The organism is uncultured Flavonifractor sp., from assembly GCF_944383115.1.
Lineage (GTDB): Bacteria > Bacillota > Clostridia > Oscillospirales > Oscillospiraceae > Flavonifractor.
On sequence record NZ_CALWOJ010000012.1, the window covers coordinates 18,551 to 36,544 of the forward strand.

A 17,994-nucleotide genomic window follows, 5' to 3' on the forward strand; every position below is an offset into this window, starting at 1 on the left:
TATCCCTCCTCAGAACCGGAAGTCCCGCTCGCCCTGGGCGATCTTCACCAGCCGGTCGGCCACGATCTCCTTCACCTTGGGGTTGGTGATGTAGGCCTGCTGCTGGGCAATGACCTTTTCGCCCACGGCGCGGGTCTCGGGAGCGGCATAGTCCATCAGGTACTCCTTCAGGGTCATGAGGGCATTGGGCAGGCAGCAATTCTGGATCTGGCCCGCCTTGCACAGAGACATGAACCGGTCGCCGGTGCGGCCTTCCCGGTAGCAGGCGGTGCAGAAGGAGGGCACATAGCCCAGCTCCATCAGCCAGCGCACCACCTCGTCCAGGGTACGGGTGTCGGACACGTCGAACTGGGCGGAAGACTCCTCCTCCGGCTCCTGCTCCACATAGCCGCCCACACTGGTGCGGGACCCGCCGGAGATCTGTGAGATCCCCAGCTCCAGCACCCGCTCCCGCACCTTCTGGCTCTCACGGGTGGAGATAATCATGCCGGTGTAAGGCACCGCCACCCGGATACAGGCCACGATCTTCTCAAAGATCTCGTCGGAGATGCCGTTGTCAAAGGCGCCGGGGTCAATGTCGTCGGCGGGGCACACACGGGGCACGCTGATGGTGTGGGGGCCCACGCCGAACACCGCCTCCAGATGCTCGGCGTGCATGAGCAGCCCGGCAAACTCGTAGCGGTACAGCTCCAGGCCGAACAGCACCCCCAGGCCCACGTCGTCGATGCCCCCCTCCATGGCCCGGTCGTGGGCCTCGGTGTGGTAGGCGTAGTTGCTCTTGGGTCCGGTGGGGTGGAGCTTCTCATAGCTCTCCTTGTGGTAGGTCTCCTGGAACAGGATGTAGGTGCCGATCCCGGCCTCCTTCAGCTTGCGGTAGTCCTCCACCGTGGTGGCGGCAATGTTCACGTTCACCCGGCGGATGGCGCCGTTCTTGTGCTTGATGGAGTAGATGGTCTGGATGGACTCCAGAATGTACTCCAGAGGATTGTTCACCGGGTCCTCCCCCGCCTCCAGCGCCAGCCGCTTGTGGCCCATGTCCTGGAGGGCGATAACCTCCGCGCGGATCTCCTCCTGGGTCAGCTTCTTGCGGGGGATGTGCCTGTTCTTGGCGTGGTAGGGGCAGTAGAGGCAGCCGTTGACGCAGTAGTTGGACAGGTACAGGGGGGCGAACATGACGATGCGGTCCCCGTAGAAGTCCCTCTTGATCTGGCGGGCCAGCTCATAGATCTCCTGGTTCTTGTCCTCCAGCTCACAGGCCAGCAGCACCGAGGCCTCCCGGTGACTGAGGCCCTTGCGGAGCCTGGCCTTCTCCAGGATGGCGTCGATGAGAGTCGCATCATTCTTGTGGGCGTCGGCGTAGGCCAGGCAGTCCAGGATCTCCTGGTGGTCGATGAATTCCTCCGCTTTTCTGGATTTGGGATCGTACATGGGTATGACTTCCTTTCTTTTGGGTCAGGGCAGGGCCCTTTCCCGTCAGTTTTTTTAATTGGGAAAGTCTCCACGGTGGACGGCCACGGTACAGCCGATGACGGCCAGACGTTGTTTCAGACCCGCCAGATGCTCGGCGGCCTCGTCTCCCGTGCAGAGCTTGTTGTCGTAGAGGGTGTACTTGTCCCGTGCGGCAGGGGGCGACAGGTTGGGCATCACCACGTTGGCCCCCGCCAGAATGCCCAGCTCCCGCCCCTGGGGATGGATGGTGCCCAGGGCGGTGGTGGCGGGCAGCAGCACCTTTGGCAGGGTGAGCCGCACCAGGGAGAGCAGAATCAGGGTGTCCTCCAGGGTGCCCGCCTTTTCCCCGGCAAAGGGAGTGTCCTTCTGGGGGATGAAGGGCCCCAGGCCCACCATGTGGGGCTGGAAGTCCTGGAGGAAGCAGAAGTCCTCCGCCAGGGTATCCGCCGTTTGGCCCGGGGAACCCACCATGAACCCGGCCCCCACCTGGTAGCCGATGTCCTTCAGGGCGTACAGGCAGTCCAGCCGATAGGCCAGGGTCAGCTCCGGGGGATGGAGCCTGCCGTAGTGGGCGGCGTCCGCCGTCTCGTGGCGGAGGAGATACCGATCCGCCCCGGCGTCAAACCACAGCTGATACACTTCCCGCTCAAATTCCCCCAGGGAGAGGGTAATGGCGCAGTCGGGAAAGCGTCCCTTGATGGCCGCCACCGTCTTAGCCACCCAGTCCGGGGTAAGCCCCGGGTCCTCGCCCCCCTGGAGTACGAAGGTGCGAAACCCCCAACCGTAGCCCTTCTCACAGCAGGCCAGGATGGTATCCCGGTCCAGCCGGTAGCGGGCCACATGGCGGTTATCCCGCCGGATACCGCAATACAGACAGTTATTTTTGCAGATATTACTACACTCAATTAACCCCCGGACATAGATCCGGTCGCCGTACCACCGGCGGCGCTCCGCCAAAGCCCGGGCAAAGAGGTCCTTCTGATCCAGGCTGTGCCGACCCTCCAGCAGGGTCCGCCACTCGTCCCGGTCCAGCCGCCGGTTCTGGCACAGCCTGTCCAGCAGCTCATTCATTGGGCAGCTTGGAGTAGATGGCCTTGCAGCTCACTCCCGGCAGCATCCCCACCTTGCCGGACAGGGCGCTGATGGCGTCGGCGGGGGCGTCCAGCACGATGGAGATGATGTTTACCTTCCGCTCCCGGTAGGGCAGGCCCATCCGGCCGATGATATAGTCCTTGTACTGGTGGAGCAGGGCGTTCAGCTCCTCCACCGAGTCGGGATTCTCCACCACCACGCCCAGCAGGGCCACGCGAGTCTCTTCCATAGCGATTCCTCCTTTTTAAAATGACAAATGGCGCGCCCGGAATGGGCGCGCCACAGCATACTCTCGTTCTGTCCGGCGACCCTTTCCCGTCAGGTTACTCCCTTTCGCGTCAGTGTCGGTTTGTAAATTATACTATACATTTTAATTTTTGTAAAGGGGGAATTTTCCTGTCCCCCATCGCACTCCTGCAGGCCGGCAGGAAAACCCGTTCCGCCGCACTTGTTTTTGCCGCGTTCCTTTGATATAATAACATGTCATCTTGTATTTGAACGCTGTTGGGAGGTCCCTATGCGGAAAAATAAATTATCTCACCTGGTGGAACCCAGCCTGAGATTATACTTCATCTGTTTGATCCTGTTCGCCGCCGTTACCGCCTTCTTTTCCATCCCCGCCGCGGTGGCGGAGCTGGCGGTGGTGGTCATTCTCTACCTCTATTTCCGCCGCAGCAACGCCCTGCGGCAGAAAGAGATCCTGAAATACATCGAAAATGTGACCTGCAATATGGACTCGGCCACCAAGGACACCATGGTGAACGCGCCGCTGCCTATGGTCATTTTCCGGCCGGAAAACGACGAGGTCATCTGGTCCAACGACCGCTTTTTGCAGATCACCGGGGAGCGGGAGCATCTCTTTGACACCAAGATCACCGCGGCGGTGCCCGACTTCTCCTCCCGCTGGCTGATGGAGGGCAAGACCCAGTGCCCCACCGAAGTGCCTATCGCAGACCGGCGCTTTTTGGTGTTCGGCCATCTGGTCCGCACCCAGGACCAGGGGGCCCGGGGCTATCTGGCCACCACCTACTGGGTGGATGTCACCGACTTTGCCCTGGTACGGGACGAGTATTACGCCACCCGCCCCGTGGTGGCCATCCTGACGGTGGACAACTACGAGGAGCTGATGAAGGGCGCCAACGACAGCGCCAAGTCGGCCATGCGCAGTGAGATCGACGATCGGCTTGCCCAGTGGGTGGCCCCCGCTCAGGGCGTATTTACCCGGTACGAGCGGGACCGCTACCTCTTCCTCTTTGAGGAGCGGTTCCTGGCCCAGTTCCAGGAGGGCAAGTTCTCCATCCTGGACTCCGTGCGCCAGGTGACCAGTCCCTCGGGCATCCAGGCCACCCTGTCCATCGGCATCGGCAAGGACGGGGACAGTCTGGGCGATTTGTTCCAGTACGCCGCGCTGTCGGTGGAGATGGCCCTCTCCCGTGGCGGCGACCAGGTAGTGGTCAAAAACAAGTTCAATTTTGAGTTCTTCGGCGGGCGTACCAAGGAGCTGGAGAAGCGCACCAAGGTGAAGAGCCGTGTCATGGCCAACGCCCTGGGCGAGCTGATGGCCGACGCCTCTATGGTGTTCGTTATGGGCCACAAGTACCCCGATCTGGACTGTATCGGCGCCGCCGCCGGCGTGTGCGCGATGGCCCGGAAGAAGGGTACTCCCGTCCACATCGTCAAGGAGCCGGGGGTCAACCCGTCCAGCGAGATGAGCGACCGGCTGGCCCAGGTCCCCGAGTACAGGGACGTGTTCCTCACCCCCCAGGACGCCATCCTGCTGGCCGACTCCAACTGTCTGCTGGTGGTGGTGGACACCAACCGCCCCGAGCAGGTGGTAAGTCAGGATCTGCTGGAGGCCGTCCACAAGGTGGCGGTCATCGACCACCACCGCCGCGCCTCCTCCTATATCGCCGACGCCGCCCTCAATTTCCACGAGCCCTACGCCTCCTCCGCCAGCGAGCTGGTCACCGAGCTGTCCCAGTACCTGCTGGAGCCGGCCGACCTTTTGAAGATCGAGGCGGAGGCCCTGCTGGCCGGCATGGTGCTGGACACCAAACAATTCACCATGCGCACCGGCAGCCGCACCTTTGAGGCGGCGGCCTTCCTGCGCCGCTCCGGCGCCGACACCGGCGACGTGAAGAAGCTGTTCCAGAACGATCTGGACGGCACCATCGCCAAGTACGACATCATCCAGACCGCCCGGATGTACAAGGACGGCATTGCCGTGGCCCGGGTGGATCACACCGTGGGCCGCATCACCGCCGCCCAGGCCGCCGACGAGCTGCTGAACATCTCGGGCATCGACACCTCCTTCGTCCTCTTCCCCGATCAGGAGGGGCGGGTCATCCTGTCCGCCCGGAGCATGGGGGATGTGAACGTGCAGGTGGTGCTGGAGAAGCTGGGAGGCGGCGGCAACGCCGCCACCGCCGGCGCCCAGGTCCCCGGCAAGACCGTGGACGAGGTGACCAAGCTGCTCCTCCAGGCCATTGACCAGTATCTTGAAGATGAATAACCGGGAAGCGCGAAGACGCCCGGGAGCAGGGCAGCAGCGAACCGCGCAGACGAAAAAGCAGGCGACGGGCAAAGCCCGGAGCGGCATTTTTCGCGGAGCGGTAAGCAGCTGCCCGTCGCGGAGGGCGTGCAGCGTGACAACATCGAATCGTGAATCCAGAAAGGACGAATGACCATGAAAGTGATTTTGCAGCAGGACGTGAAGGGCCAGGGCAAGAAGGGCCAGATGATCGAGGCCAGCGACGGCTACGCCCGTAACTTCCTCCTTCCCCGCAAGCTGGCGGTTCTGGCCACCGCGGAGAATATCAACACCATGAAGATGCAGGAGAAGGCCAAGGCCGCCCAGATGGCCGCCGAGAAGGCGGAGGCCGAGGCCACCGCCGCCAAGCTGAAAGAGCTTTCCGTCAAGGTGGTGGCCAAGGCGGGCAACGGCGGGCGGCTCTTCGGCGCCGTTACCACCAAGGAGATTGCCGACGCCCTCTCCGCCCAGCACGGCATCAACATCCAGAAGACCAAGATCGTCCAGGAGGAGCCCATCAAGGCCTTCGGCACCTACGAGCTGAAGGTGAAGCTGGGCTACGAGGTCACCGGCACTCTGAAGGTAGTGGTGGCCGAGGCCTAAGAGTATCTAGGGGGTATCCCATACCCCCTAGATACAAAACCGCCGCGCTGCGTTGCGGCACAACGGTTTTGATACCCCCGGTTTCGCGCCCCGCGGCGCGGGTCGAGGTGTTTTCCGGAGAAGTGAATTCCCCGGAAAACAGATTATGAACAGAGGCATATGTAGGGGAGGTGAAGGAACATGGCAACCGAAGAGGAACTGCTGCTGCGGCAGATGCCCCACAGCGTGGAGGCCGAGCAGAGCGTGCTGGGCGCCATGCTCATCGACGCCCGGTGCGTACCCGATGTGATCGAGGAGCTGAAGCCTGAGGACTTCTACCTGCGCACCAACCGGGAGATCTACGAGACCATCTACTCCATGTTCAACTTCTCCCTCACCATCGACCCGGTGACCGTGCTGGACCATATGCGCCAGAACGGGGTATACGACGAGAACACCTCCCGCAACTACATCCTCCAGCTGATGGAGGTCACACCAACCGCGGCCAACGTGAAGGAGTATGTGTCCATTGTCAAGGACAAGGCCCTGCTCCGCCGCATTGCCGAGACGGCTGGGGATCTCACCGCCCTGGTGCAGGAGGGCACCGGCACCGGTCAGGAGGTGCTGGAGGCCGCCGAGCAGCGGATCTACGCCATCCGCCAGGGCCGCTCATCCCAGGGGCTGACCCACATCTCCAGCGTCATCCTCAATGTGTATGAGCGTTTGAACGAACTGGCCCTCAGCGACCAGGCGGTACCCGGGCTGTCCACCGGTCTGCCCGACGTGGATCTGGCCATCTCCGGCCTGAACAAGTCCGACCTGATCCTGCTGGCCGCCCGGCCCGGCATGGGCAAGACCTCCTTCGCCCTGAATATGCTGCTCCACGCCGGCAAGTTCTCCGGCAAAACGGTGGTCTTTTTCTCCCTGGAAATGAGCCGGGAGCAGCTGGCCATGCGCCTCATCTCCGGCGAGGCCTTCGTGGACAACAAGAAGCTGGTCACCGGCAAGCTGGGGGAGGAGGACTGGTCCAAGATCGCCGCCGCCTCGGCGGCCCTCAACCAGACCCAGATCCTCATTGACGACAACCCCGCCCTCTCTGTGGCCGACATGAACGCCAAGTGCCGCCGGGTGGATAATCTGGGGCTGGTGGTCATAGACTACCTCCAGCTCATGACCTCCGCCGGCGGGCCGCAGCGCAGCGGCGACAACCGCCAGCAGATCGTCTCCGACATCTCCCGTGCCCTGAAAATCATGGCCAAGGAGCTGAATGTGCCGGTGGTCTGTCTGTCCCAGCTGTCCCGTGGTCCTGAGAGCCGCCAGAACAAGCGGCCCATGCTGTCCGACCTGCGTGAGTCGGGCGCCATCGAGCAGGACGCCGATATCGTCATGTTCCTCTACCGGGACGACTACTATAACGAGGACAGCGAAAACCACAACCTGGCCGAGTGCATCATCGCCAAGAACCGCCACGGCGAGACCGGCACGGTGGAGCTGCAGTGGCTGCCTGAGTACACCACCTTCTCCTCCATCGACCGGCGGCACCAGGAATATTAAGGAGTTCCTATGCTGGAAAACGTGAAGGCCCTCACAACCGAATACGATATGCTGCCCCGTGGGGGCAAGGTGCTGTGCGCCGTGTCCGGCGGGGCCGACTCCATCTGCCTGCTCCACCTGCTCCACAGCCTGTCAGCTGAAGGGGGCTTCCAGGTGGCTGCCGCCCACTACCACCACGGGATGCGGGGGGCGGCCGCCGATGCCGACGCCGCCTTTGTGGAACACTTCTGCAAAGAGCGGGACATCCCCTGCGTGGTGGAGCGGGGCGACGTGTACGGCGAAGCCGCCCGCCGGGGCCTGGGGGTGGAGGAGACCGGCCGGGAACTGCGGTACGAATTCCTCTGCCGGACGGCGGAACAGCTGGGCTGCAACCGCATCGCCACCGCCCACAACGCCGACGACAATCTGGAGACCCTGCTGCTCCACCTGATCCGGGGGGCGGGCCTTCACGGCCTGGCGGGCATCCCGCCCCGGCGTGGGGATCTGGTGCGGCCCCTGCTCACCACCCCACGGGCGGACATTGAGGCCTATCTGGCGGCCCATCACCTCTCCCATGTGGAGGACTGCACCAACACCGACGAACGTTACGCCCGCAACAAGCTGCGCCGCCAGGTGATCCCGGTGCTGCGGGAGCTGAACCCCCGGCTGACGGAGCGTTCGGTGGAGACGCTGGGCTATCTCCGCTCCGACAACGACTACCTCAACGCCCAGGCCGCTATGGCGTGCAGCCACGCCCGCTGGGCGGAGGACGACCTGGTCATCGAAGCCCGGTACATCGCCGAGCTGCCCGCCGCCATTGCCCCCCGGGCGGCCCGCCGCCTGCTGGAAATGACGGGGGACGGCAACACCGACTGTTCCGCCGCCCACCTGAAGGCGGTGGTGGACCTGGCGGTGGGAGACGACCCCTCGGCGGTGGCCTTCCTGCCCAACGGGCGGCTGGCCCAGCGGGTGTACAAGGAACTGCTCATCACCACCCAGAGCGACAACCCGGTGATGACCCCCTGCCCTCTGAACACCAACGGGGAGACCGCCCCGGAGGGCACCAACTGGCGGTGTTCCTGCCGGGCAGTGACCTGCCCCCCCACAGAGCAGCAAAAACCCAACGCCTGGTATCTGTCCCAGGAGACCCAGGGTGCCTTGCTCCTGCGCCCCCGACAGACGGGGGACGAACTGGCCCTGCCGGGCCGGGACACCAAGACCCTGAAAAAATGGATGATAGACGAGAAAATTCCCCGTCGGGACCGGGATTCCATCCCGGTGCTGGCGGATGAACGGGGCGTGCTGGCGGCAGCCGGCCTTGGCCCCCATAGAGACCGTACGGCCCAGCCAGGCCAACCGGCCTGGGAAGTGGTATTTTGGAAAGAGGGGTAAAAAGATATGGAACATATCCTGGACAAAGACGTGGAGCGGGTCCTCTTTTCCGAGGAACAGCTGAAAACCCGGGTGGCGGAGATCGCCGCTGAGATCGACAGGGACTACGCCGGCAAGGAGCCGCTGCTGGTCAGCGTGCTGCGGGGTTCCTTCGTCTTTATGGCCGACCTGGTGCGGCAGATCCACCTGCCCTGCACCGTGGACTTTATGGCGGTGTCCTCTTACGGGACCGGCACCTCCAGCTCCGGTCAGGTCAAGATCATCAAGGACCTGTCCGAGCAGATCGAAGGCAAGGACCTGATCGTGGTGGAGGATATCCTGGACAGCGGCAATACCCTGAGCTACCTGCTGCAGATCCTCCAGGCACGGCACCCCGCCTCGGTGCGGCTGTGTACCCTGCTGGATAAGCCCTCCCGCCGCACCAAGGAAGTGGAACTGCATTACGCCGGTTTCTCCATCCCCGACTACTTCGTGGTGGGGTATGGCCTGGACTATGCGGAGAAGTACCGCAACCTGCCTTACATAGGGGTGCTGAAGCCCTCTGTGTACGGCGGCTGATCCGTCAAATCTGCCTGGAAAGGACGTGTCTGCTCCTTGAAACGAAACGGAAGCCTGCGGGACGTGGGCTTTTATGTACTCATTGCTCTCTTGCTCATTGTCTCCATCTTTGTGCTGCGCGGCGGGATGAACGCGGGGGATCAGGTCACCTACGGCCAGATCCGCCGTCTGCTGGAAGAACAGCAGGTCTCCCAGGTCAAGGTGGAGGACAACACCGTCACCCTCCGGCTGAAGGAGGCGGTGGGCGGCAAAAATACCATCACCTATGAGGTGGCCGACCCTCAGTGGTTCTACAACGATTTTAACGACCTGATCACCCAGCAGCTGCGCCAGGGGATCATCACCGACTACGACTATCCCGCCGGGTTCCAGCCCCCCTTCTGGTTCAGCTTCCTGCCCTGGATCGCGGTGCTGGTGGTCTTTGGGCTGCTGTGGTATTTCATGTTCCTCCGCCAGACCGGCGGCGGCGGAGGCGGCGGCGCCGCCGACCGCACCGCCCGGTTTGGCCGGGCCCGCACCCGTACGGTTGCCGACGAGCAGAAAAAGGTCACCTTTGACGACGTGGCCGGCGCCGAGGAGGAGAAGGGGGAGCTTCAGGAGATCGTGGAGTTCCTCAAAGACCCCCGCCGGTTCCTGGACCTGGGCGCCCGCATCCCCAAGGGCGTGCTGCTGGTGGGCCCGCCGGGTACCGGTAAGACCCTGCTGGCCAAGGCGGTGGCCGGAGAGGCCGGGGTCCACTTCCTGTCCATCTCCGGTTCCGACTTTGTGGAGCTGTATGTGGGCGTAGGCGCCAGCCGTGTCCGGGACCTGTTCGACCAGGCCAAGAAAAATGCTCCCGCCATCGTGTTTATCGACGAGATCGACGCCGTGGGCCGCCAGAGAGGCGCGGGCCTGGGCGGCGGCCACGACGAGCGGGAGCAGACCCTTAACCAGCTGCTGGTGGAGATGGACGGCTTCGGCAACAACGAGGGGGTGGTGGTCATGGCGGCCACCAACCGGCAGGACATCCTGGACCCCGCTCTGCTGCGCCCCGGCCGGTTTGACCGGCAGGTCTATGTGGGCTATCCCGACATCAAGGGCCGGGAGGCCATCCTGAAAGTCCACGCCCGCAACAAGCCTCTGGGGGACGACGTGTCCCTGGCGGACCTGGCCCGGGGTACCGGCGGCTTTACCGGCGCCGATCTGGAGAACCTGATGAACGAGGCCGCCCTGCTGGCCGCCCGCCGGCACCGCCGGTTCATCTCCATGCAGGACCTGAACGAGGCGGTCATCAAGGTCATCGCCGGCCCCGAGAAGAAGAGCCGGGTGGTCATTGAGCGGGAGCGGAAGCTCACCGCCTACCATGAGGCGGGCCACGCCATCGTCATCCACGACCTGGAGAGTCAGGACCCGGTGCATCAGATCACCATCATCCCCCGTGGCATGGCGGGAGGCATGACCATCTCCCTGCCCCAGGAGGATGTGAATTTCCAGTCCCGTCAGCAGCTCACCGAGCGCATTTCCGTCTGTCTGGGCGGCCGGGCCGCCGAGCAGCTGGCCCTGGGCGACATCTCCACCGGCGCGGGCAACGACCTGCAGAAGGCCAGCGCCATTGCCCGCAACATGGTCACCCGCTACGGCATGAGCGATAAGGTGGGCAACGTGGTCTTTGATTCCGGCCACGACGAAGTGTTCATCGGCCGCTCTATGGCTCAGACCAAGAATTACTCCGAAGAGGTGGCCGCCCTCATTGACGAGGAGATCCGCGTCCTCATCGACAAGGCCTACGACCGCTGCGTGGAGATCCTCTCCGCAAGACGGCGGGAACTGGATTTTGTGGCCGACTACCTGCTCAAGTATGAAAACATGGACGGCGACACCTTCCAGTTGGTGTTCACCGACCCCGCCGCCGTCCAGCCTCCCGCCGCCTATCAGGCGGTGGAGGAGGAGACCCAGGCCGTCCAGAAGCCGAGCGATCCGGAAGCATAACAAAACACGGTGTATGTTCCCAGGCGGAACATACACCGTGTTCTTTTTACTTCAGTTCCAGGCCGGTCAGATACCGCCGGGCCAGGTCAAAGCCGTGACTAGCGGCAATGTGGCGGATACGCTGGCGGCCCATGGACAAGTTCACCTTACGGACCCAGGTGCCGTCGGGGGTTGCCAGGCCGATGAACACCAGGCCCACCGGATTGCCCCGCTCGTCAGGGTCGGGCCCCGCCACCCCGGTGGTGGAGATGGCCAGATCGCACCCCAGCACCTTCCGGGCCCCCTCGGCCATAGCCCGGGCCACTTGTTCGCTGACGGCGCCGTATTGATCCAACAGGCCCTGATCCACCCCCAGCACGGTGTGCTTGACCTCGGTGGCGTAACTCACCACGCCTCCCCGGAACACGGAGGACACCCCGGCCAGATCGGTCATACGCTTGGCCACCAGTCCCCCGGTGCAGCTCTCGGCGGTACCCAGGGTAAGGCCCTTCTCCTTCAAAAGGGCAAAGACCGCCGCCTCCAGGGACGGCACATCCACCCCATACACCAGAGGCCCGAAGTGGGCTTTCAGGTCGGCCTCCACCGGGGCGATGAGGGCGTGGGCGGTCTCATCGTCGGCAGCCTTGGCGGTGATGCGCAGCTCGCACTCCCCCTCCTTGGCGTAGGGGGCCAGAGTGGGATTGGTCATGGCGTTCATGCGCTCCCGCAGCTGGGCCTCCATGGCCGACTCCCCGATGCCGAACAGCTTCAGGGTGCGGGAGACGATGACCCCGTCGGCCAGTTCCTTCAGATAGGGGATCACCCGGTGGGTGAACATGGCCTTGCACTCCCGGGGCGGGCCGGGCAGCATGATGACCCCCACGCCGTCTGCCTCAAACGCCACGCCGGGGGCGGTGCCCCAGTCGTTGTCCAGCACGGTGCAGCCCTCGGGCAGCATGGCCTGCTGGTAGTTGTTCTCCGTCATGGGACGGTCCGGGTGCAGCCGCCGGAAAAAGTCCTCGATCCGCCGGGCGGAGGGCGCATGGAATACCAGCTTTTTGCCAAAGCAGTCGGCCAGCACGTTTTTGGTCAGGTCGTCGCAGGTGGGGCCCAGGCCGCCGGTGGTGATGATGATGTCCGCCCGGGTTTTTGCCAGCTCCACAGCGGCGCGCAGCCGGTCCGGATTGTCTCCCACCACCGTGTGGTAGTAGACGTTGATGCCCAGGGCGCTCAGCCCCTGGGAGAGCATCTGGGCGTCGGTGTTGGCGATGTTGCCCAGCAGAAGCTCGGTACCCACCGCGATCAGTTCAGCGGTATGAGACATGGGGAAGCACTTCCTTTGTTGGATTGGAAAGAGAGGAGGGGCCGGTCAGGTGCCCGGCCCCTACAACGGTTATACCTGGATTCTTTCGATGCCCTCCACGGCGGCCTGCACCAGGCCGGCCACATCCAGGGCCTCCTCGGCGTGTTCCAGCTCCCCCAGCACCGGCCGCAGCCGGGGATGGCGGGGTGTGAACACGGTGCAGCAGTCCTCATAGGGCAGGATGGAGGTCTCAAAGGTGCCGATCTTGCGGGCAATGCGCACGATCTCCTCCTTATCCATACCCACCACAGGGCGCAGGATGGGCAGATCGCACACGGCGGTGGTGGCCCGCATGGCCTCCATGGTCTGGCTGGCCACCTGGCCCAGGCACTCGCCGGTAACGATGGCTCCGGCGCCGCACCGGGCGGCCACCGCCTGGGCAATGCGCATCATGAACCGGCGCATGAGGACGGTAAACAGCTCCTCGGGGCATTTCCGGCGCAGTTCCTCCTGGATCTGAGTAAAAGGTACCACATGGACGGTGAGCCGTCCGCACCAGAGGGTGAGCAGCTTGGCCAGATCCAGCACCTTCTGCTTGGCCTCCTCGGAGGTGTAAGGGTAGGAGAAAAAGTGGACCATCTCCAGGGCGATGCCCCGCTTGGCGATCATCCAGGAGGCCACCGGGGAGTCGATGCCGCCGGAGAGCAGGCTCACCGCCCGGCCTCCCACGCCCACCGGCAGGCCGCCGGCGCCCGGCTCCGGGTCGGCATGGACGTAGGCGGCATAGTCCCGCACTTCAAGATATACCGTCAGCTCCGGATGGTGTACGTCCACCTTCAGGTTGGGGTACTTCTCGTCCAGTTCGCCCCCCACATACTGGGACAGCTGGATGGAGGTCATGGGGAAGGTCTTGTCCGCCCGCTTGGACTCCACTTTAAAGGTATGGGCAGCGGCCAGCTTGTCCCCCAGGTACTCGATGGCGGTCCGGAGCATGGCGTCGGCGTCCTTCTCACAGGCCCGGGCCCGGGACAGGCCCACCACGCCGAACAGGTGCTTCATGGCCTCCCAGGCCCCGTCCAGATCGCAGTCGTCGTTTTTGGGCTCCACATACATGGTGGACTGCTTGGAATATACCTTAAAATCCCCGTGAGGTTTCAGCCGGCGGCGGGCGTTGGCAATGAGCTTGTCCTCAAAGGTGCGGCGGTTCAGGCCCTTCAGGACCAGCTCCCCCAGCTTGAGCAAAATGATTTCGTTCAATGGTAGGTCTCCTTTATCATATTCTTGTGGTGGACGGGCGGCCATAAAGGCCGCCCCTATATATGGCGTACAGGGGCGGGGCTTGTCCCCGCCCGGACTTCTTTACCGCCGCAGGCGGGCGCTCTCCCGGTACTGGATGGCCTCCGCCAGGTGTTCCACGGCGATGGACGCGGCGCCGTCCAGGTCGGCGATGGTACGGGCCACCCGCAGGATTCGGTCATAGCTGCGGGCGGTGAGGCCCATGCGCTCAAAGGCGCCCTTGATGAGAGCGGTACCCGCCCCGTCCAGGGCACAGAATTCCGCCAGCTCCCTGGGGCCCATATGGGCGTTGCATTCGGGACCCTCCGGGCCAAAGCGGGCGGTCTGGGCGGCCCTGGCCCCGTCCACCCTGGCCTTGATGACCGAGGAGGGCTCGGCCTGAGGCCGCCGGGACAGCTCCTCAAATTCCAGAGGCGGCACCTCCACATACAGGTCGATGCGGTCCAGCAGCGGCCCGGACAGTTTGCCCAGATACTTCTCCACCGCCTGGTGGGTGCAGCGGCACCGGCTGCCGTAGCCGTACCACCCGCACTTGCAGGGATTCATGGCGCACACCAGCATGAAGCGGGCGGGGAATTTCTCGCTGCCCCCCGCCCGGCTGATGACCACCTGCCCCTCCTCCAGCGGCTGGCGCAGGGTCTCCAGCACGTCCTTGTGGAATTCAGGCAGCTCGTCCAGAAACAGCACCCCGTTGTGGGCCAGGGAGATCTCCCCCGGCCGTGGGATGGGGGACCCGCCCCCCGCCATGCCGGTGGCCGAGATGGAGTGGTGGGGCGAGCGGAAGGGCCGCTGGGTGAGCAGGGGATGCTGGGCGTCGGTGAGGCCCAGTACCGAGTGAACGGCGGTGGCTTCCATCGCCTCCCGCCGGGTCATATCAGGCAGGATGGAGGGCAGGCGGCGGGCCAGCATGGACTTGCCCGACCCCGGCGGGCCCACCATAGCGATGTTATGGCCGCCGGCGGCGGCGATCTCCAGGGCCCGTTTTACATTTTCCTGTCCCTTTACATCTGCAAAGTCAGGGCAGGGTTCCGTGCCCGGCCCGGGTACCCAGGCTTCGGCGGGGCAGATGGGTGTCTCCCCCCGCAGGTGGGCCACCAGCTGGGAGACGCTCTCCACCGGGTAGACCTTGATCTCCCCCGCCAGCGTGGCCTCAGCGGCGGAGGGGGCGGGAACGTACAGCTCCTGAATGCCCGCCGCCCTGGCAGCCAGGGCCATAGGCAGCATTCCGGGAACGGGCCTGAGCTGGCCGGACAGGGACAGTTCCCCCACAAAGGCGCAGGGGGAGGCAGGCAGCCGGAGCTGTTCCCCCGCCGCCAGGATGCCCACCAGGATGGGCAGGTCGTACACCGTGCCTCCCTTCTTCCGGTCCGCCGGGGCCAGATTGACGGTGATGCGGGAGACGGGGAAGGTAAAGCCGCAGTTTTTAACGGCGGCGCGCACCCGATCCCGGGCCTCCTTCACCGCCGCGTCGGGCAGGCCCACAATATCAAAGGCGGGCAGGCCGCCGGACAGGTCGCATTCCGCCCGCACCTCGTAGCCCGAGACGCCGGCCAGCCCCAATGAGCGCACTTGGCAGAGCATAGCCCCTCCTCCTTGCTCCGGCGTGCCTCCCCGCCGGTTTTTCTGTAGTATACCATAAAAAGCCGGCCATGCAAAGCGTGGCCAACCCCTTTGAAAAGACATTTCACGCCCTACTGACCGGTCTAGTACAGCGGGTTCACCCATGAAACTTACTTTCGCATTTTTCCGCGGGAAAAAGAGGAAAAAACCGGGTGTAACTGTAGGAATTGCGAATATGAAGAAAATTTTCAGAGATAAGTAAGATTTGATTTACAAACGGTTTGGATGGTGTTACAATGAAGGCGCTCCGGGAGTTTCCTTCCGGTTAGCGGGGAAAAAAGCCAGGGTAATGGGAATCCGGCCCGGTCTCTCAGGGGGGAGGCGGGGACCGATTCCCATTGCCCTGGAACAACGAACAAGGAGGAATCGTTTCAATGGCGAGAAAGCTGAAATCCATGGACGGCAACACCGCAGCTGCCCACGTCTCCTACGCCTTTACCGAGGTAGCGGGCATCTACCCCATCACTCCGTCCAGCCCCATGGCCGACAACGTGGACCAGTGGGCGGCCCAGGGCCGGAAAAACATTTTCGGCACTACCGTCAACGTGGTCGAGATGCAGTCTGAGGCCGGCGCCGCCGGTACCGTCCACGGCTCCCTGGCTGCCGGCGCTCTGACCACCACCTACACCGCTTCCCAGGGCCTGCTGCTCATGATCCCCAACATGTACAAGCTGGCCGGTGAGCTGATGCCCTGCGTGTTCCATGTGTCCGCCCGTACCGTGGCCACCCACGCTCTGAACATCTTCGGTGATCACTCCGACGTTATGGCCTGCCGCCAGACCGGCTTTGCCATGCTGTGTGAGTCCAATCCCCAGGAGGTCATGGATCTGGGCGCCGTCGCCCACCTGGCCGCCATCAAGGGCCGCGTCCCCTTCCTGAACTTCTTTGACGGCTTCCGTACCTCTCACGAGATCCAGAAGATCGCCATCTGGGACAACGAGGATCTGGCCGATATGGTGGATATGGACGCTGTGGAAGCCTTCCGCAAGCGCGCCCTGAACCCCGAGCATCCCGTGATGCGCGGTTCCCACGAGAACGGCGACATCTTCTTCCAGCACCGCGAGGCCGCCAACAAGTACTACGACGCCGTCCCCGGCATCGTGGAAGAGTACATGGGCAAGGTCAATGCCAAGCTGGGCACCAACTATCAGCTGTTCAACTACTATGGCGCTCCCGACGCTGACCGCGTCATCATCGCCATGGGCTCCATCTGCGACGTGGCTGAGGAAGTCATCGACTACCTGAACGCTCACGGCGAGAAGGTCGGCCTGGTGAAGGTCCGCCTGTATCGTCCTTTCCGCGCCGACAAGCTGCTGGAGGCCATTCCCGCCACCGCCACCAAGATCGCTGTTCTGGACCGCACCAAGGAGCCCGGCGCTCAGGGCGATCCTCTGTACCTGGACGTTGTCACCGCCTTTGCCAACGCCGGCCGTCAGGCCACCATCATCGGCGGCCGCTACGGCCTGGGTTCCAAGGACACTCCTCCCAGCAACGTGTTTGCCGTGTATGAGGAGCTGACCAAGGACCAGCCCAAGCGCCAGTTCACCGTGGGCATCGTGGACGACGTGACCTTCACCTCCCTGGAGGAGAAGCCCTCCCCCAACACCGCGGCCCCCGGCACCATCGAGTGCAAGTTCTGGGGTCTGGGCGGCGACGGCACCGTGGGCGCCAACAAGAACTCCATCAAGATCATCGGCGACCACACCGACAAGTACGTCCAGGCTTACTTCCAGTATGACTCCAAGAAGACCGGCGGCGTGACCATCAGCCACCTGCGCTTCGGCGATCAGCCCATCCGCGCCCCCTACTACATCAACAAGGCCGACTTCGTGGCCTGCCATGTGCCCGCCTACATCGTCAAGGGCTTCCCCATGGTCCGCGACGTGAAGGACGGCGGCATCTTCCTCATCAACTGCCAGTGGAGCGATGAGGAGCTGGATCACCACATGCCCGCCGTGGCCAAGCGCTACATTGCCGAGCATAACATCCAGGTTTACACCATCAACGCCATCGACCTGGCCATCCAGATCGGCATGGGCAAGCGCACCAACACCATCCTGCAGTCCGCCTTCTTCGCCCTGGCCAAGGTCATGCCCGAGGCTGAGGCCATCGGCTACATGAAGGACGCCGCCACCCACTCCTACCTGAAGAAGGGCCAGGACGTGGTGGATATGAACCACAAGGCCATCGACACCGGCGCCACCGCCTTCCACAAGTTCGAGGTGCCCGCCTCCTGGGCCACCGCCGAGGATAAGCCCGCCGAGGAGCATCTGGAGGGCAACGCCGACACCGTGAAGATGGTGAAGGACATCATGGAGCCCGTGGGCCGCATGGACGGCGACAGCCTGCCTGTTTCCGCCTTTGCCGACGGCCACGAGGACGGCACCTTCTTCCAGGGCGCCGCTGCCTACGAGAAGCGCGGCGTGGCCGTGTCCGTGCCCGAGTGGGATGCCTCCAAGTGTATCCAGTGTAACCAGTGCTCCTACGTCTGCCCCCACGCCACCATCCGTCCCTTCGCTCTCACCGAGGAGGAGGCCAAGAACGCCCCCGCTCAGGCGAAGATCGTGGACATCAAGGCCGGCAAGGGCAAGGGCGTGTACAAGTTCGCCCTGGCTGTCAGCCCCCTGGACTGCATGGGCTGCACCGTCTGCGTGAGCACCTGCCCCGTGAAGGCTCTGACCATGAAGCCCCA

13 protein-coding genes are annotated in these 17,994 nt (G+C 63.8%); 7 read left to right on the top strand and 6 right to left on the bottom strand.

Annotation, left to right across the window (positions count from 1 at the left end):
- Positions 1 to 9: 9 nt before the first annotated feature.
- Genes hydG through Q0K43_RS02765 form a run of 3 tightly spaced genes read right to left on the bottom strand, consistent with a single transcriptional unit; the run spans position 10 to position 2,770 of the window.
- Positions 10 to 1,428, bottom strand: coding sequence for a [FeFe] hydrogenase H-cluster radical SAM maturase HydG (hydG, locus tag Q0K43_RS02755; RefSeq protein WP_297289041.1), 1,419 nt, complete (start codon positions 1,426 to 1,428; stop codon positions 10 to 12).
- Positions 1,429 to 1,482: 54 nt separating this feature from the next.
- Positions 1,483 to 2,520 (bottom strand): [FeFe] hydrogenase H-cluster radical SAM maturase HydE, encoded by a 1,038-nt coding sequence (hydE, locus tag Q0K43_RS02760; protein ID WP_297289042.1) that lies wholly within the window; start codon positions 2,518 to 2,520, stop codon positions 1,483 to 1,485.
- Entirely contained in the window at positions 2,513 to 2,770 is a 258-nt protein-coding gene (locus tag Q0K43_RS02765; RefSeq protein ID WP_297289043.1) for a TM1266 family iron-only hydrogenase system putative regulator, read from the bottom strand. Before Q0K43_RS02765 ends, hydE begins: the two co-directional genes overlap by 8 nt.
- Before the next feature lie 288 nt (positions 2,771 to 3,058).
- Here Q0K43_RS02765 and Q0K43_RS02770 point away from each other — a divergent pair, with 288 nt between their 5' ends.
- The 6 genes from Q0K43_RS02770 to ftsH all read left to right on the top strand — a co-directional run bounded on the left by Q0K43_RS02770 (position 3,059) and on the right by ftsH (position 11,104).
- Positions 3,059 to 5,053 (top strand): DHH family phosphoesterase, encoded by a 1,995-nt coding sequence (locus Q0K43_RS02770; protein WP_297289044.1) that lies wholly within the window; start codon positions 3,059 to 3,061, stop codon positions 5,051 to 5,053.
- 174 nt (positions 5,054 to 5,227) lie between these two features.
- Positions 5,228 to 5,674 (top strand): 50S ribosomal protein L9, encoded by a 447-nt coding sequence (rplI, locus tag Q0K43_RS02775; protein ID WP_297289045.1) that lies wholly within the window; start codon positions 5,228 to 5,230, stop codon positions 5,672 to 5,674.
- 180 nt (positions 5,675 to 5,854) lie between these two features.
- Positions 5,855 to 7,207 (top strand): replicative DNA helicase, encoded by a 1,353-nt coding sequence (dnaB, locus tag Q0K43_RS02780; RefSeq protein ID WP_297289046.1) that lies wholly within the window; start codon positions 5,855 to 5,857, stop codon positions 7,205 to 7,207.
- 9 nt (positions 7,208 to 7,216) lie between these two features.
- A complete protein-coding gene (gene tilS / locus Q0K43_RS02785) occupies positions 7,217 to 8,578 on the top strand; it encodes a tRNA lysidine(34) synthetase TilS (protein WP_297289047.1) in 1,362 nt (453 codons plus the stop codon).
- A gap of 6 nt (positions 8,579 to 8,584) precedes the next feature.
- Positions 8,585 to 9,136: a hypoxanthine phosphoribosyltransferase gene (hpt, locus tag Q0K43_RS02790; RefSeq protein WP_297289048.1), complete on the top strand. Its 552-nt coding sequence runs from the start codon at positions 8,585 to 8,587 to the stop codon at positions 9,134 to 9,136.
- 36 nt (positions 9,137 to 9,172) lie between these two features.
- Positions 9,173 to 11,104, top strand: a complete 1,932-nt coding sequence (gene ftsH / locus Q0K43_RS02795; RefSeq protein ID WP_297289049.1) for an ATP-dependent zinc metalloprotease FtsH — start codon at positions 9,173 to 9,175, stop codon at positions 11,102 to 11,104.
- Between the two features lie 46 nt (positions 11,105 to 11,150).
- Here the strand turns inward: ftsH and Q0K43_RS02800 are convergent, their stop codons facing one another.
- The 3 genes from Q0K43_RS02800 to Q0K43_RS02810 form a co-directional block, all read right to left on the bottom strand.
- Positions 11,151 to 12,407 carry a competence/damage-inducible protein A gene (locus tag Q0K43_RS02800; RefSeq protein ID WP_297289050.1) on the bottom strand — a complete coding sequence of 419 codons (1,257 nt, stop codon included), beginning with the start codon at positions 12,405 to 12,407 and terminating at the stop codon, positions 11,151 to 11,153.
- A gap of 69 nt (positions 12,408 to 12,476) precedes the next feature.
- A complete protein-coding gene (thiI, locus tag Q0K43_RS02805; protein ID WP_297289051.1) occupies positions 12,477 to 13,643 on the bottom strand; it encodes a tRNA uracil 4-sulfurtransferase ThiI in 1,167 nt (388 codons plus the stop codon).
- Positions 13,644 to 13,745: 102 nt separating this feature from the next.
- On the bottom strand, positions 13,746 to 15,263 hold the full coding sequence (locus tag Q0K43_RS02810) for a YifB family Mg chelatase-like AAA ATPase (protein ID WP_297289052.1): 1,518 nt from the start codon (positions 15,261 to 15,263) through the stop codon (positions 13,746 to 13,748).
- 413 nt (positions 15,264 to 15,676) lie between these two features.
- Here Q0K43_RS02810 and nifJ point away from each other — a divergent pair.
- Positions 15,677 to 17,994 (top strand): pyruvate:ferredoxin (flavodoxin) oxidoreductase (gene nifJ, locus Q0K43_RS02815; protein ID WP_297289053.1); only part of this gene is annotated, 2,318 nt, incomplete at its 3' end.